The sequence below is a fragment of the Xenorhabdus thailandensis genome, from assembly GCF_037996785.1.
GTDB classification, from domain to species: domain Bacteria; phylum Pseudomonadota; class Gammaproteobacteria; order Enterobacterales; family Enterobacteriaceae; genus Xenorhabdus; species Xenorhabdus griffiniae.
This window is the reverse complement of record NZ_JBBMXF010000007.1, coordinates 732,225-755,861: the sequence shown is the minus strand read 5'-3', so window position 1 is coordinate 755,861 and position 23,637 is coordinate 732,225. Positions and strand designations below refer to the sequence as shown.

The following is a 23,637-nucleotide window of genomic DNA, read 5'->3' as shown; positions in this document are numbered from 1 at the left end:
GCAAACCCGGGACTCACTTCACTCAAAACACCAAATGTGCCTGAGCGCTGAAACACGGTGAGCAGAATCCAGAAAATAAATTTCATTTGGCTCTGTCACCGTCTACGCAGGATATTAAGTAATTACTTACGCCTGCGGTCTTGGACGGGGCTTGGATGAGGCCAAGCTCCAACCGAAAACTTGTTATTTGCCGATACTGCCTTATTTTTCGAAAGCTGTGTGTTATAAAACACACTGATCAGGCAAATTTGAAGCGTCAGATTTTAGACAAATCTGACGCTAAGGTAAAGCGTTATTCTCAGCTTAAATCATTAAGCTGCTGATGCGTTCAGACTAGACTGGTCGATCGCAACACCTGCACCCATGGTAGTAGACAGGCTAACTTTCTTAACGTAAACGCCTTTAGCAGAAGATGGTTTTGCTTTTTTCAGCGCAACCAGCAGAGCTTCCAGGTTTTCTTTCAGTTTGTCAGCGTCGAAGTCAACTTTACCGATAGTGGTGTGGATGATACCGTTCTTGTCGTTACGGTAACGAACCTGACCCGCTTTAGCGTTCTGTACAGCTTCAGCAACGTTAGGAGTTACAGTACCTACTTTCGGGTTTGGCATCAGACCGCGTGGGCCCAGGATTTGACCCAGTTGGCCAACAACGCGCATTGCATCTGGAGATGCGATAACAACGTCGAAATCCATCTCGCCTTTCTTAACCAGTTCAGCCAGATCTTCCATACCTACCAGTTCTGCGCCAGCAGCTTTAGCCGCTTCAGCGTTTGCACCCTGAGTAAATACAGCAACACGTACTGAACGGCCAGTACCGTGTGGCAGTACAGTCGCACCACGAACGTTCTGGTCAGATTTACGAGCATCAATGCCAAGATTAACAGCTACGTCAACGCTTTCTACGAATTTGGCAGTCGCCAGTTCTTTCAGCAAAGTAACAGCTTCGTTGATGTCATATTGTCTAGTTGCATCAACTTTTTCACGGATAGTGCGCATGCGCTTGGTCAGTTTAGCCATTGATTAACCCTCCACTACCAGGCCCATGGAACGAGCAGTACCTTCGATTGAACGCATCATCGCGTCAACGTCAGCACCAGTCATGTCCGCAGCTTTAGTTTCAGCAATTTCACGAATCTGAGCGCTGGTCACTTTACCAACTTTATCTTTGTTCGGTTTGCCAGAACCAGATTTAATGCCTGCTGCTTTTTTCAGCAGAACAGCCGCTGGTGGGGTTTTGGTAACGAAAGTGAAAGAACGGTCTGCGTAAACAGTAATAACAACTGGAATTGGCAAGCCTTTCTCAATGCTTTCAGTTTTAGCATTGAATGCTTTACAAAATTCCATGATGTTAACACCCTGCTGACCCAGAGCTGGACCAACTGGTGGGCTTGGGTTAGCCATACCCGCTGCAACTTGCAGCTTAACGTAGGCTTGTACTTTCTTAGCCATTTATTTTTCCTCTATGCGGGTCTTATCGCCTCAAAATGAGGCTCCCCTGACGATTTGAACCCCGTCTATTAAAGACCAGGTCACTAAAAACTTTAACTAACCTAATATTATCTAAGTATCATCTAAAAATGATGCTTGGATAAAAAACAAAAGGCGCGAAATTGTATGCTAATTTCACACCCTTTGCAAGCATAAACGCTTACTTAATCACCAGATTAGACTTTCTCTACCTGGCTGAAATCCAGCTCAACAGGCGTAGCACGACCAAAGATAGAAACCGATACTTTCAAGCGGCTCTTCTCGTAATCGACTTCTTCTACCACACCATTGAAGTCTGCAAACGGGCCATCGCTGACTCGAACCATTTCGCCTGGTTCGAACAGAGTTTTTGGCCGTGGTTTATCACCAACTTGTTGAAGACGATTCATGATCGCATCAACTTCTTTATCGCTGATTGGTGCTGGGCGGTCAGAGGTGCCACCGATAAAACCCATTACGCGAGGTACACTACGAACCAAATGCCAAGTCGCATCGTTCATTACCATTTGTACCAAGACATAGCCAGGGAAGAATTTACGCTCGCTTTTACGGCGCTGACCACTGCGGATCTCAACAACTTCTTCTGTCGGCACCATCACTTCGCCAAAAAAATCTTCCATCTCTTGTAATTTGATATGTTCACGCAGAGATTGAGCGACGCGACCTTCAAACCCAGAAAATGCCTGGATGACATACCAACGCTTTTTTGGGGACTCAGACATTTTTTAAAACCTCAGGCCTGTAATAAATGAAACTAAACGCACCAGAATACCATCAAGCCCCCACAAAATAAGAGACATGACAGCCGTCACAGCTGCAACAATTAAAGTCGTATGCAGTGCTTCCTGGCGAGTTGGCCAAATGACTTTACGCATTTCAATGCGGGCTTCACGGGCAAAGGCTAATGCAGCTTTACCTTTTACAGTCCACAATGCAACTGCTCCTGCAAGGGCAACAATAGCAACCACGGCTATCGCGCGCAGAGGCAGGTTATACTCTCGGTAATAGTAATTACCCACAATAGCAACCACCAGTAGCACTGCCACCAATAGCCATTTTGCTATATCAAGACCACGCCCGCTTTCTTGAGCATCGCTATTCGCACTCATAAACCAACCTGTAACTATATGTAAGTAACTATGATGTAAATAGATAGCCAGCTTGCCTCGCAAGAGCAAAACAAATCAGACCGAACCCAAAGATAATTGTAATTGTATCTGACTCGGCACCTTAATTCAGCAGGACTTTTATATCTTAATGATATTTAAGCCTATCCGTTGTATCAGAGCCTATCTCACCAATAATTAAGGATAGCAATCAAATAGCAATTTATCTGCCTTAATTGGCCAATAATGAACAACTATTGATGAGATAGGTTCTTCTTAAGACAACGTATAAAAAGGGCATCTATCGATGCCCTTCCAAAATGAACACATTAAAAAAATTATGCGATCACTTTAGCAACAACACCGGCGCCTACAGTACGGCCACCTTCACGGATTGCGAAACGCAGACCTTCGTCCATTGCGATTGGCGCAATCAGAGTCACTTTCATGTTGATGTTGTCGCCTGGCATTACCATCTCTACGCCTTCTGGCAGTTCGATAGTACCGGTTACGTCAGTCGTACGGAAGTAGAACTGTGGACGGTAACCTTTGAAGAATGGCGTATGACGACCACCTTCATCTTTGCTCAGGATATACACTTCAGATTCGAACTGAGTGTGTGGGTGGATAGAGCCTGGCTTCGCCAGAACCTGACCACGCTCAACGTCATCACGCTTAGTACCACGCAGCAGAACACCCACGTTCTCACCCGCACGGCCTTCGTCCAGCAGTTTGCGGAACATTTCAACGCCGGTACAAGTGGTTTTAGTCGTCTCTTTGATGCCTACGATTTCAACTTCGTCACCAACTTTAACGATACCACGCTCTACACGACCGGTAACTACAGTACCACGGCCGGAGATAGAGAATACGTCTTCGATTGGCAGCAGGAATGGCTTGTCAATGTCACGCTCTGGTTCTGGGATGTAAGAATCCAGTGCTTCAGCCAGTTCGATAACTTTCGCTTCCCACTCAGCATCGCCTTCCAGCGCTTTCAGCGCAGAACCACGGATGATTGGGGTGTCGTCGCCTGGGAAATCGTACTGAGACAGCAGCTCACGGACTTCCATTTCCACCAGTTCCAACAGCTCTTCATCATCAACCATGTCACATTTGTTCAGGAACACGATGATGTAAGGAACGCCAACCTGACGACCCAGCAGGATGTGCTCACGAGTCTGTGGCATTGGGCCATCAGTTGCAGCAACTACCAGGATCGCGCCGTCCATCTGAGCAGCACCGGTGATCATGTTTTTCACGTAGTCGGCGTGGCCTGGGCAGTCAACGTGTGCGTAGTGGCGAGTTGGAGTATCGTACTCTACGTGAGAAGTAGAAATGGTGATACCACGCGCTTTTTCTTCTGGTGCGTTATCGATCTGGTCGAATGCACGCGCGTTACCGCCGTAAGTTTTTGCCAAAACGGTAGTGATTGCAGCAGTCAGGGTAGTTTTACCGTGGTCAACGTGGCCGATAGTACCAACGTTAACGTGCGGTTTTGAACGTTCAAACTTTTCTTTAGACACGACTCTATTCCTTAATACCGCTCCCCCGTCACAAAGATGAGGGAGCCAAAAAGATAGTAAACTCGAAAACTTATCTAGATTTACGAGCTTCGATAATAGCCTGAGCGACGTTGCTAGGCGCTTCGTTGTACTTCAAGAACTCCATGGAGTAAGAAGCACGACCTTGGGTCTGAGAACGCAGGTCAGTAGCATAACCAAACATTTCAGACAATGGTACTTGAGCACGAACAATTTTGCCCGTAGCTATATCATCCATACCATCAATCATACCACGGCGACGGTTCAGGTCACCGATGACGTCACCCATGTAATCTTCTGGTGTTTCCACTTCGACTTTCATGATAGGTTCCAGCAGAACTGGTTTCGCTTTCATGAAGCCTTCTTTAAATGCCATGGATGCAGCAATTTTAAAGGCGATTTCTGAGGAGTCAACGTCATGGTAAGAACCATCGAACAGGGCAACTTTAACGTCAACGATTGGGTAACCAGCCAGAACACCGCTCTTCAGCTGTTCCTGAACGCCTTTGTCAACGCCTGGGATGTATTCTTTAGGAACAACACCACCAACGATTTCGTTCACGAATTCGTAACCAGCACCACCGGCTTCCAGAGGCTCGATACGTAGCCAAACGTGACCGTACTGACCGCGACCACCGGACTGTTTAGCGTGTTTACCTTCCTGCTCAACAGAAGCACGAATGGTTTCACGGTAAGCAACCTGAGGTTTACCTACGTTCGCTTCAACGTTGAATTCACGACGCATACGGTCAACCAGAACGTCGAGGTGCAGCTCACCCATACCTGCGATGATAGTCTGACCAGACTCTTCATCACTGCTCACGCGGAAAGATGGGTCTTCCTGAGCCAGACGGCCTAAAGCGATACCCATTTTTTCTTGGTCAGCTTTAGTTTTTGGCTCGATAGCAACAGAGATAACTGGCTCTGGGAATTCCATGCGCTCCAGAATGATTGGAGAGTTCATGTCACAGAGAGTATCACCGGTGGTGACATCTTTCAGGCCGATAGCAGCAGCGATGTCGCCTGCACGGACTTCTTTAATTTCTTCACGTTTGTTAGCGTGCATCTGAACGATACGGCCAAAACGTTCTTTTTTGTCTTTTACCGGGTTCAGTACGGTGTCACCAGAGTTAACCACACCAGAGTAAACGCGGAAGAACGTCAAGTTACCCACAAATGGGTCAGTCGCGATTTTAAACGCCAGTGCAGAGAACGGCTCTTCATCGCTGGAGTGACGTTCTGCTGGAGTGTCTTTACCGTCTGGCAGCATACCTTTGATGGATTCAACATCCGTTGGCGCTGGCAGATATTCAACAACTGCATCCAGCATTGCCTGAACACCTTTGTTCTTAAATGCAGAACCACAGGTAACCAGGATAATTTCGTTAGCCAGAACACGCTTACGCAGAGCTGCCTTGATTTCTTCTTCAGTCAGCTCTTCACCGCCCAGGTATTTATCCATCAGATCTTCTGATGCTTCTGCTGCGGATTCGATCAGGTTTTGATGCCATTCCTGAGCCTGCTCAAGCATGTCAGCCGGGATATCTTCGTATTCGAAGGTAATACCCTGATCTTCGTCGTTCCAGTTGATTGCTTTCATTTTCAGCAAATCAATAACACCGGTGAAGGTATCTTCTGCACCGATTGCCAATTGCAGAGGAACAGGGTTGGCAGCCAGACGAGTTTTGATCTGCTCAACAACGCGCAGGAAGTTCGCACCCATACGGTCCATTTTGTTAACGAACGCGATACGTGGAACGTTATATTTGTTCGCCTGACGCCATACAGTTTCAGACTGTGGCTGAACACCACCAACTGCACAGTAAACCATTACTGCACCGTCAAGAACACGCATGGAACGTTCTACTTCGATAGTGAAGTCAACGTGGCCTGGGGTGTCGATGATGTTGATACGGTGTGGCTCATACTGCTTAGCCATACCAGACCAGAATGCGGTAGTCGCAGCAGACGTGATGGTAATACCACGCTCTTGTTCCTGCTCCATCCAGTCCATAGTAGCAGCGCCATCATGAACTTCACCGATCTTGTGGCTTACACCAGTGTAGAACAGAATACGTTCGGTGGTAGTGGTTTTACCCGCGTCAATGTGCGCACTGATACCGATATTACGGTAACGAGTTATAGGGGTTTTACGAGCCATTTTTTCCTCTCTCGTGGGCGTTCAATTTAGAGAACGGGTAGCCAGACAGCCACCCGGAACATATTCACTGCCGATGAAATACCCAATAGGGGATTACCAACGGTAGTGTGCGAACGCCTTGTTAGCTTCTGCCATACGGTGAACGTCTTCACGTTTCTTCACAGCAGCGCCTTTATTTTCAGCCGCATCAGATAATTCATTTGCCAGGCGCAGAGCCATGGACTTATCACCGCGTTTACGAGCAGCTTCAACGATCCAACGCATTGCCAGAGCATTACGACGAACCGGACGAACTTCAACTGGAACCTGATAAGTAGAACCACCAACACGGCGGGACTTAACTTCGACAGTCGGGCGCACGTTATCCAGTGCCAGCTCGAATGCTTCCAGATGATCTTTACCAGAACGCTGAGCCAGGGTCTCAAGCGCACCATATACAATTGCTTCTGCGACAGACTTTTTACCGTCTACCATCAGGATATTTACAAATTTGGCCAGCAGTTCAGATCCGAACTTTGGATCTGGCAGAATTTTACGTTGACCAATTACACGACGACGTGGCATGGAAATACTCCGTTTCGAATTTCAGGGTTGTCCAAAACTCTACGAGTTTATTTTGACATTAATGTGAAAAATGTTTGGCCTTACTTAACGGAGAACCATTAAGCCTTTGGCTTCTTCACACCGTACTTAGAACGACCTTGTTTACGGTCTTTAACACCGGCACAGTCCAGAGCGCCGCGAACGGTGTGGTAACGCACACCTGGCAAGTCTTTAACACGACCGCCACGGATCAGGATAACGGAGTGTTCCTGCAGGTTGTGGCCTTCACCACCGATATAGGAAGAAACTTCGTAACCGTTAGTCAAACGCACACGGCATACTTTACGCAGTGCGGAGTTTGGTTTTTTAGGAGTGGTGGTATATACACGAGTACATACGCCACGTTTTTGCGGGCAAGCTTCCAGAGCAGGAACGTTGCTTTTCACAACTTTCGAGCTACGAGATTTGCGAACCAGCTGATTAATAGTTGCCATTATTAAAAAAGCTCCTGGTTTTTTGCTTCGTAAACACGGATTTTATCCTCTCTCTGTCATTATGACAAAACAAGAGGACGCGGAATTTTATTGCTGACTTGACGAGGTGTCAAGAAATATACAGTTTTTCTATATCGGCAAAATAATATCGGTAAGGTACTACTGGTAAAGCGCTGAGCGGGTAAAGTTACTGAAAAGTGCCATTTACATCTACCAGGCAAAATTTTGCTGATGTTTTACCGTTAAACTAACAAAACCATTGTAATCAATCACCCTTACACGGTCTGAAATCTGTTCAATCAGCCCACGTGCATTGAGATCTTCCTTCAAAACATAAATGCCTGCCCCGGTACGGAACAACTCAGCCAAATAGCGGTTATCATTGATGCCCAATAACACTCCATTTTGCATCAATAGAACATCATCAGTATCAGATACAAGACCAAGCATTGCATTGAAGTCGTCATGGTAAGGTGAGCGACTGACAGTATATAACATGTTACCTGCCTGAAATAGATTAAAATTTCAACACAAAATCATAGCCCGCCAACAATTTTCGGATTGTTGCGGCAGAAAGAAATTCAGCTTCCAGCACAAAATTGCTGGCTGGACTGCCTCCTCGTATCACCAGATCATCCAGACAAACGTAACATTTATCAATGTCATAAAGCGGCAAAACTTTAAAAGTTGAGATGTAGTCACGAGCCAGGATTTTATCCGGCTGCTGATCGGACAGTAATTGAAATACGCCATCAGAAATAAAAAATACACCGATCTGTTCAGTCAATGCTGACGTCGCAAGCAGTGCATCCAACCCTTCCCTACCGGCAGAAGAGCCGTGAGGAGCTTCAGTAAAAACAAAGGCAATTTTTTTCATCGATACCCACGAAGATTCCCAAACCTAACCAGCGCTAAAATTGTATGACACGATCACATAGCATCATGGCTTCCGCTAACGATCCCAATCCACTAAGCTCAAACCCTTCGGCTAAATTAGCGGTGGGCAGATTCAATTCACGGGCTTGTTGTTCATCTACGATACCACGGCGCAATGCCGCGGCAACACAGATAAACAGATCGAATTGATGTTGGACTGCCAATATCTGCCAGGCTTTGACCAAATCAAACTCATCATTGGCAGGGGCAACCAATTGATTGCCGTTTTGGACACCTTCGCGATAAAAAAACACGCTATGCAGTTTATGACCTGAGGCGATCAGCGCCTGAGCAAATTGGTAAGCACTGCTGGCTTGTTGAGTACCGTAAGCTGGCCCAGTGACCAGCAAACAATAAGACAGTGACGACATTACTTCTCCGAACCCGCACATTCACCATTTTTAAACTGGCGAATATAGAGGTATACCGTATGCTTGGAGATATTCAAACGATCAGCGACCTGATTGATGGCATCTTTAATATCAAAGATACCTTTCTCATAAAGGTTCAGCACTACCTGTCTGTTTTTCGCATTATTGGAAACATTGCGATCAGCATTCACTTCTTCAATAGTAAATTCCAGCGTTTGTGCGACCAGATCATCCACGGAAGAGGCAAAATTGACGTTTGAAGCAACTTCATGGGTTTTTTCTGGGATAAAGGTCTGAATAATTTCAGAGAAAGGCACATCAAGGTTCATATTGATGCACAAAAGCCCAATGACTCGACGCTGGCGATTGCGGATAGCAATCGTGACAGATTTCATCAACGAGCCACTTTTAGCCCGTGTGAAATACGCCCTGGAAACGCTACTGTCTTCATCCGTAATATCATGCAACATTCGCAACGCCAGATCAGTAATCGGAGAACCAATTTTACGCCCTGTATGCTCGCCATTAGCTATTCTGACGGCTGAACATTTAAGATCTTCCAGTGAATGAAGAACTATTTCACAATGCCCACCAATCAACATAGCCAGGCCATCAACAGCAGCTTCGTAAGATTTTAAAATTTCGTGATCTGTTTCACTAAACGGTTGGTTTTCCAGTAAATCAATATCACTGTTATCAGTAGAGATATTATCACCAATTAATAGTGGGGTAGACATGTAATACACCATCCTTCAAATTCTGACTTTGCCTCACAAAAACACCAGGGCAAGATTTATTATAAAATCATATTACTGCAACTCAGCATCGACTACTTCGATAACTACCTGTTGTTACAAGCAAGTTAAATAGCCTTATGTGATAAGCTCTAAAAAAACAAAAGGTTAAAATATTTGTTCTATATTCTATTCGGACTATTCAGAATAGTGACGTTAAAACCACATTGAACTGCCGTCAAGCTCTTGCTGAGTATAGCGCAGGGTTCTATCACAGCTTTATGCCGAATCCACCTGAAATACGGAAAGCAATACCCCATTTAATACCGTGGGAAATAATAAGCAAATAAATTTATTATTCTTTCCATGCTTATTACTAATTACTAATCAAATAGTGATAAATATCAGCAGCAAATCGAAAGGTGGAAGAAATGTATGATAAAGCAGGAGCCTCAAGCCCCTGCAAATATCTTTTAATTACAGGAATTATTTTGCCTTAGCAGCAGGCTTAATATCCAGTAATTCAACATTGAAAACTAAAGTGGAGTTAGCTGGAATTTTAGGTAAGTTTGCCTGATCATAAGCTAGCTTAGGAGGAATAACTAATGTGATTTTTCCCCCTTTCTTCACATGCTGTATACCTTCTCTCCAACCCGGAATGACACTGTCCAAACGAATTGTCAGAGGCTCTTTGCGGTCATAAGAGCTGTCAAAAACCTGGCCATCAATCAAAGAACCTTTGTAGTTAACAACGACAGTATCAGTCTCTTTAGGTGCGTTACCAGTACCCTCTTTTTCAATTTTGTAAAGCAGCCCGGTTTTGGTTTCCACTACACCCGCTTGCTTAGCAAACTCTTTGCGATATTTGGCCCCTTTTTCACCATTTTCACTGGCTTCTTTTTCTACCTTGGCCAAGGCAGCACTTTTCACTTTAGATTCAAAGGCCTTCAGAGTTTCCTGAATTTCTTTGTCCGTCAGTTTGGCTTTATTATTTAATGCATCTTCAACACCGGCCAGCAACTGTTCTTTTTCTATATTGATACCGAGCGTTTTCTGCTCTTGCAATGAGTTGGCCATGTAGCCTCCCAAAGAAGCACCCAGAGCATAAGAATTTTGCTGTTCTGCTGTTTTAAAAGCATTATTTAGTTTTACTTCGTCTTTGGTTTCGGTGTTAGCAGCCAAAACCGAAGGTACGCTAAATGCCACCGCTAGAGTTGTTGCCAGCAGAGTTGTTTTAAACAATGATTTCATCCTATTCTCCAATAAGTTTGGGTGGGGTTACCATCAGCATAGGTCATAACGTTTACTATAACCGCCTAAGGAAACCAATGACAATATTTGCTATACCTTGCCATAAAAATCGTTGAGACAACATTAAAGCAAAGAGGTTTCGTGAGATCCTATTTCATTGGATATATGTGCATTATAGTGGCATCTTGACCGAATTATCGGTTCGTCATTTAAATTAATTGATTCAGAGGCAGGAGGAAAGATAATGGAGTTATCTGAATTTGAACGAAGATTTGTACAACTAGAAACCAAGCTAGCTTATCAAGAAGCCACCATTGAAGCATTGAATCAGGAAGTGATAAAGCAACAGATCGAAACTGACAGATTGAAAGAACAACTCAAATTAATTGCTGAGCGTCTAAAAAACCACCAAACATCCATCATTGCACCACTTTCTGAAGAAACACCGCCCCCCCATTACTGATATTCATCAGGGAAGTTCGCTGCCAAGGAAGGCTAAACGCAAAATAAAAAAGAGAAGCTTAAAACCCGCTTCCCTTTTTCTACTTAAATCTTAATGGCAGCTACCGCCGCAGCATCCATGATCACCGTGATCGTGATCATGGTGGTGATCACCACAGCCACCCTGACCATGTACATGGCCATGAGCCAATTCTTCTTCGGTTGCTTCGCGGATAGCAACAATTTCAACATTGAATTTCAGATTCTGGCCAGCCAGCATGTGGTTCGCATCAACAACTACTTCATCACCTTCTATCGCAGTGATTTCTACTGGGATAGGCCCCTGATCTGTGTCAGCCAGGAAACGCATACCAACTTGAAGATCATCAACACCAACAAACACATCTTTTGGTGCACGCTGAACCAGGTTGTCATCATACTGACCGTATGCATCTGCTGCTTCTACGCTCACATCAAAACGTTCACCCACCTCACGGCCTTCCAGTGCTTTCTCTAATCCGCTGATCAGAGAACCACGGCCATGCAGATAGTCTAACGGTGCGCTCACCGAGGACTCATCAACTAAAACACCGTCTTCTGTTCTTACTTGATAAGCCAGGCTGACCACCAAGTCTTTTGCTACTTTCATGACAACTCCTACATACCCGAGGGGAAAAACCCGTGAGGGAAAATTTTTACTGCTTAAAAAATGCTGCCAATTGTAACGGAATTCTACGTTACTGTACCTAGGCAATAGCAAAATTTATCCACAATTCGTTGTATATGTATTGGGTTACTGTGGTGTAAAGATGCCAATGACCTGTTCCTGATCTCTGACATGAGAGGTGACAGCTTCATCCGTCTGCCGCTGTATATGGCCACAATGGACACACTCAACAACATCAACCTTATTTTCCTGCCACATTGCCAGCGTATCCTGTGACTGACATTTTGGACAAACCGCTCCTGCAATAAAACGCTTACGACTGATTGACATAATTCCCCCTAAGACGTGTCAGAACCCCTATTTTCCGCTACCATGCACCCCAGACACTTAAAATTACATACATATACCCAATAGCTTTCAAATTGCGGCACATCGATCACTATACGCATCAACGGCCACTATGCATATCAATATACGATTGGTATGGGGAATGCAGTCAACAAAGCAGCAACTTGAAAGACGAAGGATATATAAATCTAACTATACGCGTTACCTTTCAAGTTGCTCATTATAAGACAACATAACTCATTGTTTCTCCCCGCGAAGCGGGGAGAAACAATGTGCATCTTGAAGTGAGATGGGTATATTAATTAACTTAACACATTATATATAGACGGCATCTATGATTGTTTTCTCTTCACTGCAAATCCGTCGTGGCATTCGCGTCCTACTGGATAACGCCAACGCAATCATCAATCCTGGACAAAAAGTCGGATTAGTTGGTAAAAATGGCTGTGGTAAATCTACCCTGCTTGCATTACTGAAAGATGAACTTCAAGCTGAAAATGGCTCTGTTACCTTCCCTAACAACTGGGCACTGGCTTGGGTTAATCAGGAAACGCCAGCCCTGGAAACATCAGCATTGGAATATGTCATCGATGGTGATCGTGAGTTCCGACAACTGGAGCAAAAACTCAAAATCGCCAACGAACAAAATGACGGCCATGCTATCGCTCATCTTCATGGTTTACTTGATACTATTCAGGCATGGACAATCCGCGCCCGCGCCGCTAGTTTGTTGCACGGATTAGGTTTTTCCCAGGTTCAGCTAGAACAGCCGGTACGTTCATTCTCTGGTGGTTGGCGTATGCGCCTCAACCTGGCGCAAGCGTTGATCTGCCGTTCTGATTTGCTATTACTCGACGAACCGACCAACCACCTTGATCTGGACGCGGTTATCTGGCTGGAAAAATGGTTAAAGAGTTATACCGGCACCTTGATCCTAATTTCCCACGATCGCGATTTTCTCGATCCAATCATCGATAAAATCCTGCACATTGAGCAGCAGGATCTATACGAATATACCGGTAACTACTCTTCCTTCGAACGGCAACGCGCGGCCAAACTTGCCCAGCAACAGGCGCTATACCAAAGCCAACAGGAAAAAGTGGCCCATTTACAAAGTTATATTGACCGTTTCCGCGCCAAAGCCTCTAAAGCGAAACAGGCACAAAGCCGCATCAAAATGCTGGAACGTATGGAGCTTATCGCGCCCGCGCATGTCGATAACCCTTTCCATTTCAGCTTCCGCCAGCCGGACAACCTGCCAAATCCACTCTTAAACATGGATAAAGTCAGTGCTGGCTATGGTGAAAAAACGGTATTGAATTCAATCAAATTAAATCTGGTGCCAGGTTCACGGATCGGCCTACTAGGTCGCAATGGTGCGGGTAAATCCACATTGATCAAGTTGCTGGCAGGAGAACTGGCACCTCAACACGGAGAAATTGCCTTATCAAAAGGCATTAAATTGGGTTACTTCGCACAGCACCAACTGGAATACTTGCGGGCAGATGAATCTCCATTACAACATTTGTCCCGAATCGCCCCCCAAGAAACGGAGCAACAGCTTCGGGATTATCTGGGAGGATTTGGCTTCAAAGGCGATCAAGTGATCGATCCAAGCGGACGTTTTTCCGGTGGTGAAAAAGCGCGCTTGGTACTGGCTCTGATTGTCTGGCAACGCCCAAACCTCCTTTTGCTTGACGAACCAACCAACCACCTTGATCTTGACATGAGACAGGCATTGACTGAAGCATTGATTGATTTCGAAGGTGCGCTGGTCGTCGTATCGCATGACAGACATTTACTGCGTTCTACAACAGACGAGCTTTATTTAGTGCATGATGGCAAAGTAGAACTTTTTAAAGGCGATTTAGAAGATTATCAGCAATGGCTCACTGAACTGCAACGCCAGCAAATGCGGGATAGTCAGGAGAAAGAAAAATCAGAAACCGAATCTTCAACGAATGGCACTCAAAATTACAGTGCCCAAGAGCGTAAAGATCAAAAACGGCGTGAAGCTGAATTCCGTAATCAAACGCAGCCATTGCGTAAACAGCTTGCTACCCTTGAAAAACAGATGGAAAAACTGGGAACGGCATTGATGGAATTAGAAGAGAAGCTGTCAGACAACACACTTTACGACCATGATCGTAAAACTGAACTGACTGAATGCCTGCATCAGCAAACGCAAACAAAATCCAAACTGGAAGATATTGAAATGGAGTGGTTAGACATTCAGGAACAGCTCGAACACATGACTACAGAATTTAATATGAGTCAAGGGGTCAGCTAATCTTTCAAATGTAAGCTGGTGGGGATAATCGGGTATTGACATCAAATGCCCGATTATCTCCTATTCTCTTATCCCATCAATTTTTTTTCAAGCACTAAAAATAGTGCTTTCTGTTCACAACAGAATATAAAATTGTTTGCAAACAATCAGAATACTCGCGTAAAAAATAATAATTCATCTATTATATAGAAGATTATTTATAGTGGAAAAATGCTCAAGATGTTCACTCTCATTTTTCTCTCCTTACTGAGAAAACTGTTACAAGTTACACCTCAAGTTTGATTATCATAAGAGACCAAATAAAAATATTCCATATAAAACAAATGATAATCGCTAATCTAGATATTAGCCACTAAAGCAGAAAAGTTTTCAGCATCTTCAATCAAAGATTCATCTATAGATTTTGCCCATACGACACCAAGATCAATTTTTCTATCCGTTTCAATAATTTCTAAAAAATTCATATAGTACTCAGGAATAGAGCTAATAATCCGTTTAGGCACACAGGTATAAGCACTATTTTTTGTAATCATCTCTATTATCAACATAATATCATTTGTTTTTAATAACAAATGCATATCGTTACCAGTATAAATAGGAAAAACATTAAGAAAGCCTGTTAACTCTCTTATCTCTTTTTCTTCTGATGAATTTGTCTGAATCACCCCATTTTCAATCTGATGTAAAACTGTTCTAAATTTAGATACCAGATGACTCCCTTTCTTAAAGATATAGACCAATCTTTCCGTAAACACCTTTTTGGGTTTCAACTGAGTAATAATAGATGATAACGGCATCACTGCAACATGCAGCATCCCAACATTCAGTAAATTTAGCTGCTGCTCAACTGATAATCCAGTCACCAATGACAACACTATATTCCTTTTTTTTCCACAACCTGCTTCTCTATTTGTGAATAATTATGGATAGGAAAACAAGAGCCAACATATAAGTGCCTGACCATATCCTCTTTTGAATCGAAATGAACCCGACTTTTGAAATTTTCATAGTGAGTTAAAAATTTTCGGACATTTTCCAATGTCTTCTGCCCAAAATCTGTCAATCTTGTTCCATTTGGTCCTCTTGTAAAGAGTGATGCACCAAAAATATCTTCCAATCCATGGATTTTCTTTGTCAAGGCAGGCTGAGAAAGATAAAGCCTTTTAGAAGCCTTATGATAATTAAGAGTTTCAGCCAAAACGATAAAAGCTTCAAGATTGCGTATATCCATGTTCTTTAGCCCAATGATTGTTGAATAACTACAAAACATTACAGATTCATGGTGATAGCATTTTAACTTAGTGTTTTGCCAAAGATTTTATCAGGTCAAATGGTCAAAATGTTAACTAATAAAATGTTAGTTAATAAGGGTAAAATTCGCAAAAATTTATTATTAACACGCTTTAATTTCAAATTAAAATAATTCCAAAAAGAAATTAATTTAGGGGAATTATCCCGCAAACACAGCCTACACCTCCTTATTACAGATACAGTTAAATACTATCTTTTGTTTTTAAATACAGAATTGTTAATATTTCCTCAATTTAAAAACGCTCACGGTATAGCATACAAACAAATCCATATCTGATTACTTTACCTGTCATAAAATTAGGGCAATCAACAATAAACACCAAGTTATCAACTGATAACTCTTCTTTATTGGCAACCAACAAAAGCAAACGCTAGTCATCATAAAAGTTAAAACATCACATCACTAAACTATTTTGTAAAAAATTTAATTAACCAACATAATGAAAATCATATATCTAGCTTGACCGTACAATATAAAAAACAGCGGGAAATCCACATCCATTATATTATTAATGATCCATTTACACTTTACTTTTCTGGTCATTATAATATTTACTCTCATTACGTGTTAAGAAGGGGTATTCTAATTAAAGGTGATATATTAAATACAACAACAATGATAACCACCACCATAAAACGAGTAAAAGATACCCATTATAAAATATGATATCAAAAAATATTAATATGATAATCACAAGATTTATAGTGTGTTTTCAGTGAGAATGTATATTTATTACTAACAAATTTTTAATATTTTTTATATCAGAATATTCTGTATTGGCATATCGTTTTATGGATAAAACATGTTGATTTTTATCTAAAAAAAACAGAACCTAATTGATAACCAATATAGTATATATCAATCTATCTTCAAGATGCGTATGATATCTCCCCGCTTCGCGGGGAGATATCAAGTTTCATACAGTGTTGTAAATTTCAACTTGAAGTTTAATGCGTATATAACTTTATTTTATCTCCAACCGCATAATGATATGAAAATCATATTCAAGCATAATATCAACAATTTTCCGATATAAAGGAGAAAGCGGAAGATAGTGTTTTTAATCTATTTTTGTGTATATTTTTTATTAAATTCTCAGTAAGATAAGCTGACGCACATAAATCACTTCTTAGTTTCGTTAAAATATGGCAGAAAAATGATGAAAATCGACTTGAGCAATATGATAACAGAAAGTCGTAATCCCGCCAGTACCCACATTGATCAACTTTCAACTCTCGATATGCTACGCGTTATCAACGATGAAGATAAAAAAGTGGCTATTGCCGTTGAGAAAGCACTGCCTCAAATTGCCAATGTGGTTGATAAAGTTGCCGAGGCATTTCGTCAAGGTGGACGCTTAATCTATAGTGGCGCTGGCACATCCGGGCGCTTAGGTATCTTGGATGCCAGTGAATGTCCACCGACTTATGGTACAAAACCAGAACAGGTAATCGGTTTAATTGCTGGAGGACATCAAGCCATTCTGAAAGCTATCGAAAATGCGGAAGATAATCGGCAATTAGGTATAGAAGATCTTAAGGTACTACACTTTAATCAAAAAGATGTTCTGGTAGGGATTGCCGCCAGTGGCCGGACACCCTATGTATTAGGTGCAATGGAGTATGCCAAATCAGTGAGTGCTACTGTTGCCTGTATCAGTTGTAACCCAGATAGCCCAATGGTACAACTGGCCGATATTGCTATCACGCCCGTTGTGGGGCCAGAAGTGATAACAGGCTCATCCCGCATGAAGGCAGGCACGGCACAAAAATTGATACTGAATATGATCACGACAGGCGCCATGATCCGTATTGGCAAGGTATATAGTAATTTGATGGTTGACGTAGAAGCCACCAATGCCAAATTAATCGAACGCCAGAAAAATATTGTCATGGCCGCCACGGAGTGCAGCAGAGAAATGGCAGAACAGGCGTTAAACGCCTGTGGTGGGCATTGCAAGACCGCAATCGTCATGATCCTATCGGGTATTAACGCCGAAGAAGCCAACGCATTATTGGCAAAACATCATGGACTTATCCGGCCAGCTATCTCAACAAACCGATAATCACTATCTCTTTAGAAGAGGTTAGTAATGAGTAAAATTAGTCAGGAAATGTTGGCTGAAATACTCAACGCCATTGGCGGGACAAGTAACATAGCACGCTGTGGAAATTGCATGACCCGCCTGCGGTTGACGCTAAGGGATAATTCACTTGTCGATATATTCAACTTGAAGAAGATTGCCGGTGTTTTGGGTGCCATCAAGACTGATGACCAGCTCCAAATTATCCTTGGTCCCGGCAAAGCCCAAACCGTAGCAGAGATGATAAAAACGCGGTTAAGTGATACTCACCATTCCCGTACATCAGAACCTACTCAACCTCATACTGACACGTTAAAAGATATCGCCATTTCCAATAAAAAACATCTCAAAGAAAAACAAACTCGTTCACTCCATAAATTTCTGACTAAATTTGCCACTATCTTTACTCCCCTGATCCCCGGTTTTATCGCCGTTGGCATGTTATTGGGTTTTGCTACCCTGTTGGAACAAGTTTTTATTAAAGAAGTCACTCATCCCAACGCTATATTGGTTGAGATAGTTGGCTATATGAAAATTTTCAGCAAAGGTATGTTCAGTTTCTTGGGGATCTTGATTGGCTACAATGCACAAAAAGCATTTGGGGGATCTGGGGTTAACGGAGCCATCATCGCATCGCTATTTGTGCTGGGTTATAACGCCGAAGCTACCAGTGGATTCTACTCCGGTATCAGTCATTTTTTTGGCTTCGCCATTGATCCACGAGGTAATATCATCGGGATACTGATTGCCTGTATTCTCGGTGCCTGGGTAGAAAAACAGATCCGCAAAATCATGCCATCTGATCTGGATATGATCCTGACTTCCGCAATGACCCTACTTATCATGGGTGCCATTGCATTTATTGTCATTATGCCCGTCGGCAGTTATCTGTTTACCGTGATGTCATGGTTGTTCATACACTTGAATGGTAACCCGTTCGGTACAGCTATCTTGGCCGGTCTATTCCTAATCGCCGTGATGTTTGGTGTACATCAGGGCTTTGTTCCCGTCTATTTTGCTTTGATGGAAGCCCAGGGATTCAATTCTCTTTTCCCCATTCTGGCAATGGCCGGAGCGGGGCAAATAGGCTCTGCATTGGCGTTATATGTTAAAGCTCAAAAAGGTTCCTTGCTGCGCACTCAGATCAAAGGCGCCATCATTCCAGGTTTACTGGGGATTGGCGAGCCGTTGATCTATGGTGTCACCCTTCCTCGCATTAAACCTTTTGTCACCGCTTGTCTCGGCGGCGCCATAGGCGGTTTTTTTATCGGCCTGATTGCCTGGTGGGGATGGCCTGTCGGATTAAATAGCGTTTTCGGCCCTTCCGGGCTGGTCGCCCTGCCACTGATGACATCCAACAGTGGCATTTTCATGGGCATGGCAATATATGGGGCTGGGCTAATCGTTGCTTATGTCGCTGGCTTCACGCTAACGCTATTCTTCGGGTGCAAAAATATCGACTTAAGTTAACCAGATTAAAGGCACACAAGCGGCAGTCAGGACACCCATTACGATATTGAATGTAAACCACGCGCGACGGCTTTTCAGTAACTGACCAATCAGTGAACCGAGAACCAGCCAGATTACACTAGCGAGGATATTGACAATTAACATCACTATACTGATGGCAAAAATGGAATAGTTATACAGCTCTCCAGCCAGACTGTAACTACTGATTGCGCCCAATCCCATCAACCAGGTTTTGGGATTTAAGAACTGCAATAGCCAGCTTTGATAAATTTTGATTGGCTCCCCTACCGACGCTGTGGTGTCCAGCCGCTTATAGTGCGAAGTAGCTGTCTTCCAAGCTAGCCATAATAAATACAGGCATCCGAGTATTTTCAGCCCCATATGTAAAGCAGGATAAATCAGCAGTAACGCGGCAACACCAAATGCAGACAGTAGCAAAATGGTTTGCATTCCCAGAATAATACCCAGACAAAGCGGGGTAGAACGGCGAATACCAAAATGAGCTCCCGATGATGTCAGTAACAAATTGTTTGGACCCGGTGTGACAGCGGAAATAAACATAAATATACTAAGCGAGAATATTAGGCTTAAAGTCATGGGTAGATTCCCCTCCCACCCTGGTGGTTAACAATTATTTTCAATAAAAATAACAGTATGTTATTTCACATACAAGATAACTAATCATGAAATCAATTCATTATGAATCCCAGACTACAACTCCATTGGCAACAGCTAAGTTTACCCGATGATGAATTACAGTATTTTCAGGAGCAATCACAATGATTATCCCGTGGCAACAATTGGAAGCCGATACACTCCACAACTTGATTGAAAGTTTTGTCCTGCGGGAAGGTACTGATTACGGCGAACAGGAAAAAACGCTCAAGCAAAAAGTGCAAGACGTCAAACGCCAACTTGAACGAGGTGAAGTTCTGTTAGTATGGTCTGAACTACATGGAACCGTTAATATCTTGCCTAAAGAGATGTTCCGCCCGTAAAACTCAGCTTGTTTGATTCATTCTAATTGACTGATTCACCAATTTTATTGATTTAAGGAGTCTGTTCATGTCTGCCAAACACCCCGTTATTGCAATCACTGGCTCCAGTGGAGCAGGAACAACCACTACCAGTATCGCCTTTCGCAAGATTTTCCAGCAATTTGACGTAACAGCTGCACTGATAGAAGGGGATAGTTTCCATCGTTATACTCGTCCTGAAATGGATGCCGAGATACGGAAAGCAAGAGAACAAGGCAGACATATCAGCTATTTTGGGCCAGAAGCCAATGATTTCGGTATGTTGGAAAAAACATTCCTTGAATATGGGGAAACGGGCAATGGCCGCGGTCGAAAATATCTTCATACCTATGATGAAGCCGTCCCCTATAACCAATCACCAGGTACTTTCACACCGTGGGAACCCCTGCCATTAAATACGGATGTCCTATTTTATGAAGGACTGCACGGTGGTGTTGTCACGCCACAACACAATGTCGCCAGTCATGTTGATCTGCTGATTGGTGTTGTACCGATCGTCAACTTAGAATGGATACAAAAACTCATCCGTGATACAGGTGAGCGAGGGCATTCCAGAGAAGCGGTTATGGATTCCGTTGTTCGCTCAATGGATGACTATATCCGCTACATCACCCCTCAGTTTTCACGTACCCATATCAATTTCCAACGTGTCCCTACCGTTGATACCTCCAACCCCTTTTCTGCCAAAGCGATCCCCTCTCTGGATGAAAGTTTTATCGTGATCCGTTTCCGTGGCCTCACTCAAATCGATTTTCCTTATTTACTCGCTATGCTTCAGGGTTCATTCATTTCCAGCATAAATACTATCGTTGTTCCCGGTGGAAAAATGGGGCTGGCAATGGAATTAATTATGGCACCGCTTGTTAAACAATTACTGGAAGGCAAAAAAATCTCGTAATTTAATCCTTATTTAATTTTTCGATAAGGCAGGTAACAAAAATAATGTTACCTGTTTTATTTAAATAAATAGGCCATTTTTTATGACAAAATTTTTTTCCTTTTATAAATGTAAAATCAATAAAACCAACTCTTCAGCCTGATTTCTGGTAATCTGGCAGCCAGTTCAATATGCTGAAGCGATACAGGAGAAGACATAAACGCTTTCCTGTGTTACAAACAAGGTTACAAGTGTGGATGCAAGTTTGTGTGGGTTAAAATCAATATGCCCAAATCTTGGCATCTTTATAATCCATATAAAATTCCCACTTGTCAGTTTTTAGCAGGTTAATATGTTAAGCTATTGACTTTATAAAGCCAGCCTGAAGAGGAACAACAGTTTCTCACATCATAAAGGCAGAAATAACAACAGAGGATAAAGCGAATGGTTCTCGGCAAGCCACAAACAGACCCTACTCTTGAATGGTTTTTGTCACACTGCCATATTCACAAATATCCATCCAAGAGCACGCTTATTCATCAAGGTGAGAAAGCAGAAACGCTTTACTACATTGTTAAAGGTTCCGTTGCTGTTCTAATAAAAGATGAAGAAGGTAAGGAAATGATTCTCTCTTATTTAAATCAAGGGGATTTCATTGGTGAACTTGGATTGTTTGAAGAGGGGCAAGAACGTACGGCATGGGTACGAGCCAAAAGTGCCTGTGAGGTGGCTGAAATTTCCTATAAAAAATTTCGCCAGTTAATTCAGGTCAATCCTGATATTCTGATGCGTTTATCTGCTCAGATGGCTAGTCGCCTACAAACCACTTCTGAGAAAGTAGGTAACTTAGCCTTTCTGGACGTTACAGGCCGTATCGCCCAGACATTGCTCAATTTGGCCAAACAACCTGATGCAATGACTCACCCTGATGGTATGCAAATCAAAATCACACGTCAGGAAATTGGGCAGATTGTGGGTTGTTCCCGTGAAACGGTTGGGCGTATTCTGAAAATGCTGGAAGATCAAAACCTGATCTCTGCACATGGCAAAACCATCGTCGTTTATGGGACACGTTAATTTCCTATAAACCAGAAACTCAGCCAGTGCAATCCGTTACTTCGCACTGGCTTTTTACTGCTATTTATTTAACCAGCGAGATATCGCCATTTCCAACCGCACCATACCCTCCGTGATTTCTTCTTCAGGAATGATCAGTGATGGTGTAAAGCGCAAGATGCTGTCTCCTGCACTTAATAACATCAATCCCAGTTCCGCCGCCTGCTGCAATATTTCTTTAGCCTTACCCTGATATTCAGTTTTCAATACGGCCCCAATAAGCAAGCCTTTTCCTCGAATTTCCTGAAAGATACCATATTTTTGGTTTATCTTTTCCAAAGCACGAATGAACATGTCGTGCCGTTTCTCCACGCCCATCAGCACTTCTGGCGTATTGATAATATCCAGTACGACACAACCGATACGACAAGCCAATGGGTTTCCACCATAAGTCGTTCCATGGGCGCCCGTTTCCATTGCCGCCGCGATTGTATCTGTCGTTAACATTGCACTGATGGGAAAACCGCCCCCCAGCGCTTTTGCCGTCGTCAGGATATCCGGCTGTACGCCATAATGCTGGTAAGCATATAACTGACCCGTGCGCCCTATTCCACTCTGGACTTCATCAAAGACCAACAAAGCCTGGTGTTTATCACACAATTCCCGCACCCCATGCAGAAACGCCATCGTCGCAGGAGTCACTCCCCCTTCTCCCTGAATTGGCTCCAAAACAACAGCACAAGTGTGATCATCGATTTCCGCCCTGACGGCATCCAAATCGTTAAAAGGCACGTGAACAATATCAGCAGGCTTAGGTCCAAATCCTTCGGCATATTTCGGCTGTCCTCCTACCGAAACCGTGAAAAAGGTACGACCATGAAACGCCTGATGGAATGCAATGATTTTGGTTTTATTCGGATGATAGCGGGTAATCGCATAACGACGCGCCAATTTAAATGCCGCTTCATTGGCTTCAGCTCCCGAATTAGCGAAAAAGACTTTTTGGGCAAAAGTCGCATCAATCAACTTTTGCGCTAAGGTTAAGGCGGGTTCATTGGTAAAAACATTGCTGATATGCCACAATTTTTCACCTTGCTGTTTCAGGGCGTTCACCAAAACCGGATGACAGTGTCCCAAAGCCAGAACAGCAATCCCCCCAGCAAAATCAATGTATTCTTTACCCTGTTGATCCCATATTCGACTTCCTTGCCCTCTGACAGGAATAAAATTCGCCGGCGCATAAATAGGCAACATCACTTGATCATAGGTATTTCGGTTTGTTGCTTTATTTTCTACCATTTCCCTCACCTTATTTTTATATCTGCCATTTCGAAATGAAATAATAATCATAAAATATGAATAAAAAATCAATTAATGACAAATAAAAAAACAACAGAATGAGGGGTATGGGGGTATCTGACTAGGGCGTGTT

26 protein-coding genes are annotated in these 23,637 nt (G+C 43.2%); 7 read left to right on the top strand and 19 right to left on the bottom strand.

Features of this window, described 5'->3' with window-relative positions; genetic code table 11:
- Positions 1–311: 311 nt before the first annotated feature.
- From rplA to fkpA, 13 genes are all read right to left on the bottom strand, one after another.
- Positions 312–1,016, bottom strand: coding sequence for a 50S ribosomal protein L1 (gene rplA, locus AAC853_RS06100; RefSeq protein ID WP_340613970.1), 705 nt, complete (start codon positions 1,014–1,016; stop codon positions 312–314).
- Positions 1,017–1,019: 3 nt separating this feature from the next.
- Positions 1,020–1,448, bottom strand: coding sequence for a 50S ribosomal protein L11 (gene rplK, locus AAC853_RS06095; RefSeq protein ID WP_047684958.1), 429 nt, complete (start codon positions 1,446–1,448; stop codon positions 1,020–1,022).
- Positions 1,449–1,663: 215 nt separating this feature from the next.
- On the bottom strand, positions 1,664–2,209 hold the full coding sequence (gene nusG / locus AAC853_RS06090; protein ID WP_189759071.1) for a transcription termination/antitermination protein NusG: 546 nt from the start codon (positions 2,207–2,209) through the stop codon (positions 1,664–1,666).
- Between the two features lie 3 nt (positions 2,210–2,212).
- Entirely contained in the window at positions 2,213–2,596 is a 384-nt protein-coding gene (gene secE / locus AAC853_RS06085) for a preprotein translocase subunit SecE (RefSeq protein ID WP_074020841.1), read from the bottom strand.
- Positions 2,597–2,931: 335 nt separating this feature from the next.
- A complete protein-coding gene (tuf, locus tag AAC853_RS06080) occupies positions 2,932–4,116 on the bottom strand; it encodes an elongation factor Tu (protein WP_338804007.1) in 1,185 nt (394 codons plus the stop codon).
- A 70-nt stretch (positions 4,117–4,186) separates the two neighbouring features.
- Positions 4,187–6,295, bottom strand: a complete 2,109-nt coding sequence (gene fusA / locus AAC853_RS06075; RefSeq protein ID WP_338884140.1) for an elongation factor G — start codon at positions 6,293–6,295, stop codon at positions 4,187–4,189.
- Positions 6,296–6,388: 93 nt separating this feature from the next.
- The gene (rpsG, locus tag AAC853_RS06070) at positions 6,389–6,859 is read right to left on the bottom strand and encodes a 30S ribosomal protein S7 (RefSeq protein WP_047770766.1); all 471 of its coding nucleotides are present in this window, start codon (positions 6,857–6,859) and stop codon (positions 6,389–6,391) included.
- 98 nt (positions 6,860–6,957) lie between these two features.
- Positions 6,958–7,332 (bottom strand): 30S ribosomal protein S12, encoded by a 375-nt coding sequence (rpsL, locus tag AAC853_RS06065; protein ID WP_010848548.1) that lies wholly within the window; start codon positions 7,330–7,332, stop codon positions 6,958–6,960.
- A gap of 210 nt (positions 7,333–7,542) precedes the next feature.
- Positions 7,543–7,830, bottom strand: a complete 288-nt coding sequence (tusB, locus tag AAC853_RS06060) for a sulfurtransferase complex subunit TusB (RefSeq protein ID WP_189759325.1) — start codon at positions 7,828–7,830, stop codon at positions 7,543–7,545.
- Positions 7,831–7,849: 19 nt separating this feature from the next.
- Complete coding sequence (gene tusC / locus AAC853_RS06055; protein WP_338884138.1) at positions 7,850–8,209, bottom strand: sulfurtransferase complex subunit TusC; 360 nt, start codon at positions 8,207–8,209, stop codon at positions 7,850–7,852.
- A 34-nt stretch (positions 8,210–8,243) separates the two neighbouring features.
- Positions 8,244–8,639, bottom strand: a complete 396-nt coding sequence (tusD, locus tag AAC853_RS06050) for a sulfurtransferase complex subunit TusD (protein ID WP_338884137.1) — start codon at positions 8,637–8,639, stop codon at positions 8,244–8,246.
- Complete coding sequence (locus tag AAC853_RS06045; protein ID WP_338884136.1) at positions 8,639–9,376, bottom strand: helix-turn-helix transcriptional regulator; 738 nt, start codon at positions 9,374–9,376, stop codon at positions 8,639–8,641. The genes tusD and AAC853_RS06045 overlap by 1 nt, the downstream gene beginning before the upstream one ends.
- Before the next feature lie 483 nt (positions 9,377–9,859).
- The gene (gene fkpA, locus AAC853_RS06040) at positions 9,860–10,624 is read right to left on the bottom strand and encodes an FKBP-type peptidyl-prolyl cis-trans isomerase (RefSeq protein ID WP_338884135.1); all 765 of its coding nucleotides are present in this window, start codon (positions 10,622–10,624) and stop codon (positions 9,860–9,862) included.
- A gap of 244 nt (positions 10,625–10,868) precedes the next feature.
- On the opposite strand from fkpA, the gene AAC853_RS06035 reads away from it, so the two are divergent.
- Positions 10,869–11,087 (top strand): SlyX family protein, encoded by a 219-nt coding sequence (locus AAC853_RS06035; protein WP_338884133.1) that lies wholly within the window; start codon positions 10,869–10,871, stop codon positions 11,085–11,087.
- A 90-nt stretch (positions 11,088–11,177) separates the two neighbouring features.
- Here AAC853_RS06035 and slyD read toward each other — a convergent pair whose 3' ends face one another.
- Together slyD and AAC853_RS06025 are read right to left on the bottom strand one after the other, a co-directional pair.
- Positions 11,178–11,714 carry a peptidylprolyl isomerase gene (slyD, locus tag AAC853_RS06030; protein WP_189759331.1) on the bottom strand — a complete coding sequence of 179 codons (537 nt, stop codon included), beginning with the start codon at positions 11,712–11,714 and terminating at the stop codon, positions 11,178–11,180.
- Positions 11,715–11,858: 144 nt separating this feature from the next.
- Complete coding sequence (locus AAC853_RS06025; RefSeq protein ID WP_338884130.1) at positions 11,859–12,062, bottom strand: YheV family putative zinc ribbon protein; 204 nt, start codon at positions 12,060–12,062, stop codon at positions 11,859–11,861.
- A gap of 352 nt (positions 12,063–12,414) precedes the next feature.
- On the opposite strand from AAC853_RS06025, the gene AAC853_RS06020 reads away from it, so the two are divergent.
- Positions 12,415–14,370: an ABC transporter ATP-binding protein gene (locus tag AAC853_RS06020; protein WP_338884128.1), complete on the top strand. Its 1,956-nt coding sequence runs from the start codon at positions 12,415–12,417 to the stop codon at positions 14,368–14,370.
- Positions 14,371–14,708: 338 nt separating this feature from the next.
- On the opposite strand, the gene AAC853_RS06015 is transcribed toward AAC853_RS06020, so the two are convergent.
- Positions 14,709–15,233 (bottom strand): hypothetical protein, encoded by a 525-nt coding sequence (locus tag AAC853_RS06015; protein ID WP_340614165.1) that lies wholly within the window; start codon positions 15,231–15,233, stop codon positions 14,709–14,711.
- An 11-nt stretch (positions 15,234–15,244) separates the two neighbouring features.
- Positions 15,245–15,601: a LysR family transcriptional regulator gene (locus AAC853_RS06010; RefSeq protein ID WP_340613969.1), complete on the bottom strand. Its 357-nt coding sequence runs from the start codon at positions 15,599–15,601 to the stop codon at positions 15,245–15,247.
- Between the two features lie 1,240 nt (positions 15,602–16,841).
- Here AAC853_RS06010 and murQ point away from each other — a divergent pair.
- On the top strand, positions 16,842–17,747 hold the full coding sequence (gene murQ / locus AAC853_RS06005; RefSeq protein ID WP_340614164.1) for an N-acetylmuramic acid 6-phosphate etherase: 906 nt from the start codon (positions 16,842–16,844) through the stop codon (positions 17,745–17,747).
- Between the two features lie 27 nt (positions 17,748–17,774).
- Positions 17,775–19,235: a PTS N-acetylmuramic acid transporter subunit IIBC gene (gene murP, locus AAC853_RS06000; RefSeq protein WP_340613968.1), complete on the top strand. Its 1,461-nt coding sequence runs from the start codon at positions 17,775–17,777 to the stop codon at positions 19,233–19,235.
- Here the strand turns inward: murP and AAC853_RS05995 are convergent.
- Entirely contained in the window at positions 19,227–19,832 is a 606-nt protein-coding gene (locus tag AAC853_RS05995) for a LysE family translocator (protein ID WP_338884121.1), read from the bottom strand. The two genes, murP and AAC853_RS05995, sit on opposite strands and share 9 nt — an antisense overlap.
- Before the next feature lie 182 nt (positions 19,833–20,014).
- On the opposite strand from AAC853_RS05995, the gene AAC853_RS05990 reads away from it, so the two are divergent.
- From AAC853_RS05990 to crp, 3 genes are all read left to right on the top strand, one after another.
- The gene (locus AAC853_RS05990) at positions 20,015–20,233 is read left to right on the top strand and encodes a YheU family protein (RefSeq protein ID WP_340613967.1); all 219 of its coding nucleotides are present in this window, start codon (positions 20,015–20,017) and stop codon (positions 20,231–20,233) included.
- Positions 20,234–20,300: 67 nt separating this feature from the next.
- Complete coding sequence (locus AAC853_RS05985; protein ID WP_338884119.1) at positions 20,301–21,170, top strand: phosphoribulokinase; 870 nt, start codon at positions 20,301–20,303, stop codon at positions 21,168–21,170.
- Positions 21,171–21,593: 423 nt separating this feature from the next.
- The gene (gene crp, locus AAC853_RS05980) at positions 21,594–22,226 is read left to right on the top strand and encodes a cAMP-activated global transcriptional regulator CRP (protein WP_004240730.1); all 633 of its coding nucleotides are present in this window, start codon (positions 21,594–21,596) and stop codon (positions 22,224–22,226) included.
- A 60-nt stretch (positions 22,227–22,286) separates the two neighbouring features.
- Here the strand turns inward: crp and AAC853_RS05975 are convergent, their stop codons facing one another.
- Positions 22,287–23,504, bottom strand: coding sequence for an aspartate aminotransferase family protein (locus tag AAC853_RS05975; protein ID WP_340613966.1), 1,218 nt, complete (start codon positions 23,502–23,504; stop codon positions 22,287–22,289).
- Between the last annotated feature and the right edge of the window lie 133 nt (positions 23,505–23,637).